The following is a 331-nucleotide window of genomic DNA, read 5'->3' as shown; positions in this document are numbered from 1 at the left end:
CCCAGGTTCGACTTCACCGAACCCAGCCACAACGGCCGCTCCACGGCCCGACCCTGACCATAAGCAGCCAGCAACGCCTGCGCCTCGATCGGATCACCCAACCGCGTGCCCGTCCCGTGCCCCTCCACCACATCCACCTCGGACGCCGACAACCGCGCGTTCACCAACGCCTGCCGGATCACCCGCTGCTGGGAGGGACCATTCGGCGCCGTCAGACCATTCGACGCACCATCCTGATTCACCGCCGAACCCCGCACCACCGCCAACACCCGATGCCCATTGCGCCGAGCATCCGACAACCGCTCCACCAACAACACACCCACACCCTCGG

The 331-nt window shown here is 67.1% G+C and carries 1 protein-coding gene; it reads right to left on the bottom strand.

The window, feature by feature from the left end; genetic code table 11:
• On the bottom strand, nt 1-331 hold a 331-nt coding region (locus tag NGF19_RS30500; protein WP_252429188.1), incomplete at both ends, for a polyketide synthase.

This window comes from Streptomyces macrolidinus (genome assembly GCF_023887685.1).
Lineage (GTDB): Bacteria > Actinomycetota > Actinomycetes > Streptomycetales > Streptomycetaceae > Streptomyces > Streptomyces macrolidinus.
The sequence above is the reverse complement of the archived record's forward strand: the minus strand, read 5'-3'. Positions and strand labels throughout refer to the sequence as shown.